At 64.1% G+C, this 4223-nt stretch carries 6 protein-coding genes; 4 read left to right on the forward strand and 2 right to left on the reverse strand.

The window, feature by feature from the left end; all coding sequences use genetic code 11:
- Positions 1 to 57 precede the first annotated feature (57 nt).
- From EN994_RS20265 to EN994_RS20280, 4 genes are all read left to right on the forward strand, one after another.
- Positions 58 to 843: a TSUP family transporter gene (locus EN994_RS20265; protein ID WP_013531213.1), complete on the forward strand. Its 786-nt coding sequence runs from the start codon at positions 58 to 60 to the stop codon at positions 841 to 843.
- Positions 844 to 894: 51 nt separating this feature from the next.
- Positions 895 to 1065 carry a hypothetical protein gene (locus EN994_RS20270; protein WP_082826471.1) on the forward strand — a complete coding sequence of 57 codons (171 nt, stop codon included), beginning with the start codon at positions 895 to 897 and terminating at the stop codon, positions 1063 to 1065.
- 101 nt (positions 1066 to 1166) lie between these two features.
- Positions 1167 to 1997: an AraC family transcriptional regulator gene (locus tag EN994_RS20275; RefSeq protein ID WP_127307755.1), complete on the forward strand. Its 831-nt coding sequence runs from the start codon at positions 1167 to 1169 to the stop codon at positions 1995 to 1997.
- 72 nt (positions 1998 to 2069) lie between these two features.
- A complete protein-coding gene (locus EN994_RS20280) occupies positions 2070 to 2489 on the forward strand; it encodes a VOC family protein (RefSeq protein WP_063168185.1) in 420 nt (139 codons plus the stop codon).
- Between the two features lie 12 nt (positions 2490 to 2501).
- Here the strand turns inward: EN994_RS20280 and EN994_RS20285 are convergent, their stop codons facing one another.
- Positions 2502 to 3977 carry a cobyric acid synthase gene (locus tag EN994_RS20285; protein WP_063168186.1) on the reverse strand — a complete coding sequence of 492 codons (1476 nt, stop codon included), beginning with the start codon at positions 3975 to 3977 and terminating at the stop codon, positions 2502 to 2504.
- A partial coding sequence (locus EN994_RS20290) for a dimethylsulfonioproprionate lyase family protein (RefSeq protein ID WP_245466052.1) occupies positions 3977 to 4223 on the reverse strand: 247 nt, incomplete at its 5' end. The genes EN994_RS20285 and EN994_RS20290, both read right to left, overlap by 1 nt.

Genomic DNA, 4223 nt, shown 5'->3' on the forward strand with positions numbered 1-4223 from the left:
GGGCGGCCGTGGTCGAACGCTCGATATTTCAGCCGGCCGGACACCTCCATACATCAGATGATCGACCTTAGTATCCAGACCGTCGCCATGCTCGCTTTCGCCGCTTTTGCTGCGGGCTTTGTCGATTCGATCGCCGGCGGCGGCGGGCTGATCACAGTGCCGGCGCTGCTGCTTGCCGGCTTCACGCCGGTCCAGGCGCTCGCCACCAACAAACTGCAAGGCATGTTCGGCTCGGGCTCGGCGACCATCCACTACGCGTCGAAGGGTCATGTCGACCTGCGCCGGCAATTGCCGTCGGCGCTTCTGGCCCTTGTCGGCAGCGCCATCGGCGCCTTGCTGGCGACGATCGTGCCGGGTGACATACTGCGGGCTGCCCTGCCCATCGTGCTGATCGCCATCGCGCTCTACTTCGCGTTCAAGCCCAACATGAACGATGTCGACCGCGCCGAGCGCCTGTCGCCGTTCCTGTTTGGATTGACCTTGGTGCCCGCCATCGGCTTCTACGATGGCCTGTTCGGGCCAGGCGCCGGCTCCTTTTACATGCTGGCCTTCGTGGCACTTGCCGGCTACGGCGTGCTCAAGGCGACGGCGCATACCAAATTGCTCAACTTCGCCTCCAACATCGGCGGCTTCATCGTCTTCGCGGCCTTCGGCGTCGTCTACTGGAAGATCGGTCTGATGATGGGCGTCGCCCAGTTCCTCGGCGCTCGCGTCGGCGCCAGCCTGGCCATGCGCATCGGCGCAAGACTGATCAAGCCGCTGCTGGTGATCGTATGCCTGGCGCTTGCTGTGAAGCTGCTGGCTGACCCGGCGAACCCGCTGCGGGCCTTGATTGGTGTGTGATCCCGCGCCCTGATAGGATGCCGCTGTTCGAATCATGTTGGAGAGGCAGACATGAATCTTAGCGCACCTACCCAGATCGTTTTTATCATCTCCGTTGTTATCGCCATCATCGGCGTTCTCGCCGCGCTTGGCGTTCTCTCATTCATTCCACTCGCATCGGCGTGGATCGTGCTTATTGCTTTCATCGTGCTTGCCGGCGGCTGCTTGATGCGCGGCGCCTGACCATTTCCCTTGAAGTGGGGACGAGGAGCGCCCGGCCAAAAGCCGGGCGCTTTTGATTCCGGCCCTTGGTCTGTTAGATTTGACTGGCGCGAGGATGGCCGATGCCAGTCAAGATGCAACCCCAGCAAGAGCAGGACCGGTCCGTCGCCGGGCGGTTTGAGATGCGCCGGCGCCTGCCCGATCCTCGACTTCAGGGCATTGTGTCGGACATTTGCGGCTATCGCGAAATGGCGCCCGGCCATATGCGCAACGTCGAATATGCGTCGCTCACCGTACCGCTGGTCATCAGCTTCACCGAACCCTTCGCCATCGGCCTCGGCAAGGCGCCCGGCGACAATGACCGCTTCGCCAGTTTCGCCGCCGGCCTCTTTGCCGGACCGGTGGTGATCGAATCCTTCGGCGGCGCCTGCTGCGTCCAGGTCAACTTCACGCCGCTTGGCGCACGCCGTTTCTTCCGCCTGCCGATGAGCGAACTGACAGACAGCATGGTCGTCCTCGACGACGTGCTTGGCGCTCAGGGCTTGGCGCTGCGTGAATGGCTGGGCAATGCGCCGGATTGGACGACGCGTTTCGACATGGCCGAAGCCTTCGTCACCGCCCGTCTCGAGAAGGCCGCCGAGACGCCACTTGAAATCGCCTGGGCCTATGACCGCATCATCACATCCGGCGGCCGGACCCGCATTGCATCGATCGCCGAAAGGCTGGGCTGGAGCCGCAAACATCTCGCCGGCAGTTTTTCCAACGCCATCGGCATGGGCCCCAAGACACTGTCGCGCATCGTCCGCTTCAACCGCGCGCTCGGCCTGTCGAGGCAGCAGGCCGTCGACTGGGCCGATATCGCAGCCGATTGCGGCTATGCCGACCAGGCGCATCTGGTACGCGAATTCCGCGACCTCGCCGGCGAGACACCAACCGGAATCTCGGCCAGGTAACATTTCTTCAAGACGCCGGAACGGCCTTTACCCACAGTGGGGCATCGACCAACCCCACTGAAGGAGATCGACATGACCACCACCACCGAAGCGCCCCGCCTCTACCCCGCCTTGCGCTACAGGAACGCGGCAAAGATGATCGACTGGCTGGGCGAAGCCTTCGGCTTCAGCGTCCGGGCCCGCTATGGCGAAGGCGACGTCGTGCACCATGCCGAACTGGTCTTCGGCTCCTCGATGATCATGCTGGGCACCGTGCGCGACGACGACTACGGCAAGATGGTCGGCGAACCCGGCTCAGGCGGCGGCAAGTCGATCTACATCGCCGTCGATGATGCCGATGCCGCCTATGCCAAGGGCAGGAAGGCTGGCGCCACGATCATCCAGGAATTGACCAACCGCGACTATGGCAGCCGCGAGTTCATCTGCCGCGACCCGGAAGGCAACGTCTGGTCCTTCGGTACCTACTGGCCGAAGGCAGGCGACAAGGGCTGAGCCAACCGCGAATTACCGCGCCAGTGCAAAGATCGCGTCGCAGTCGAGATGGGTCTCCAGCTCGGCTGCGACCTCGTCCAGCGCCCGCTCGACCTCGGCTCGGTAATCGATGCCGCCGCCCTTGATGCCGAGGCTTTCGAGGAATCTTCCGCGAAAGCCGTCGGCGCCAAACAGACCGTGCATATAGGTGCCGATCACCTTGCCATCGACCGACACTGCCCCGTCATCGATGCCATTGATGACTGCAGACGGCCTCAGCGTATCCGGCCCGGTGGTGCGGCCGAGATGGATTTCATAGCCTTCGAGCGGCAGGTCGAACGGCACCGAACGGGCGCTGACGTTGCGCACCGTCTTTTCCGGCTCCATCACCGTTTCGATGTCGAGCAGGCCGAGCCCTTCGGCTTCGGTGACGCTGCCTTCGATGCCGTCGGGATCGCGCACCATGCGGCCGAGCATCTGGAAGCCGCCGCAAATGCCCACGACATGGCCGCCGCGCTTGCGATGCGCAAGAAGGTCGCGATCCCAACCGTTCTCGCGGAATTTCAAGAGATCGCCGATTGTCGACTTCGAGCCTGGAATGACCACCAGCCCGGCATCGGCGGGCAGCGGCTTTCCCGGCGGCACGAACACCACCTCGACCTGCGGCTCAGCCTTGAGCGGGTCGAGATCGTCGAAATTGGCGATGCGGCCAAGCATCGGCACCGCCACCTTCAGCGCGCGCGCTTCGCCGGACGCCAGCCGCTCCAGCACCACCGAATCTTCCGAAGGCAAGCGTGCCGCCGCCTTCAGCCACGGAACGACACCGAAACAGCGCCAGCCCGTGAATGTCTCGATCGACTTCAGGCCGTCGTCAAACAGCGAAACGTCGCCGCGGAACTTGTTGATGAGGTAGCCGGCGATCATGCGCCGGTCCTCTTCCGGGAGGATCAGATGCGTGCCGGCCACCGAAGCGATGACGCCGCCGCGATCGATGTCGCCGACCAGCACCACGGGCACGTCGGCGCGCGTGGCAAAGCCCATATTGGCGATGTCGCGGCTGCGCAGGTTGATCTCGGCCGGCGAGCCGGCGCCCTCGACGATGACCAGATCGGCGCCCTCGCCGACCTTGCCCCAGGAGTCCAGCACGGCGTCCATCAGCCGGCCCTTCATCGCCTGGTAGTCGCGCGCCCGCGCTTCCCCGAACATTTTGCCCTGCACGATGACCTGCGCGCCGACATCGGTCTGCGGCTTCAGCAGCACCGGGTTCATGTGGACCGATGGCGCGACACCGCAAGCGATCGCCTGCAGCCATTGCGCGCGGCCGATCTCACCGCCGCCGGCATTGTTGTCACCTGGAATTTCGGCGACGGCGGCATTGTTCGACATGTTCTGCGGCTTGAACGGCCGCACCTTCAGCCCACGCTTTTTTGCCGCGCGGCAGAGGCCGGCGACCAGCACGGTCTTGCCCACGTCGGAACCCGTGCCTTGCAGCATGATCGCTTTGGCCATCAGTCCCTGCCCTGCGCCACGGTTCCGGTGATATCGGATTTCTGCGCCAACGGCCCGCCGCGCCAGATGTACAGCGCCAGCAACGGGTCTTTGCCCGTGCGCATGGCGTGATTGACGTTGGAAGCGTGATGAACGACCTCGCCGGCCGTACGCATGCAAAAGCCGCTCTCGCCCATGCGCCATTCGGTGCCGCCGGTCAGCGGAATGTAGATTTCCTCGGCGACGTGATGGTGGTCGGGATAGACG

It is taken from the genome of Mesorhizobium sp. M7A.F.Ca.CA.002.09.1.1, assembly GCF_003998555.1.
Classification (GTDB): domain Bacteria; phylum Pseudomonadota; class Alphaproteobacteria; order Rhizobiales; family Rhizobiaceae; genus Mesorhizobium; species Mesorhizobium ciceri.

Excerpts from the sequence above, each read along its gene's own strand:
- EN994_RS20270 (WP_082826471.1), top strand. The coding sequence starts at position 895 with ATGAATCTTAGCGCACCTACCCAGATCGTTTTTATCATCTCCGTTGTT.
- EN994_RS20275 (WP_127307755.1), top strand. The coding sequence starts at position 1,167 with ATGCCAGTCAAGATGCAACCCCAGCAAGAGCAGGACCGGTCCGTCGCC.
- EN994_RS20280 (WP_063168185.1), top strand. The coding sequence starts at position 2,070 with ATGACCACCACCACCGAAGCGCCCCGCCTCTACCCCGCCTTGCGCTAC.
- EN994_RS20265 (WP_013531213.1), top strand. The coding sequence starts at position 58 with ATGATCGACCTTAGTATCCAGACCGTCGCCATGCTCGCTTTCGCCGCT.
- EN994_RS20285 (WP_063168186.1), bottom strand. The coding sequence starts at position 3,977 with ATGGCCAAAGCGATCATGCTGCAAGGCACGGGTTCCGACGTGGGCAAG.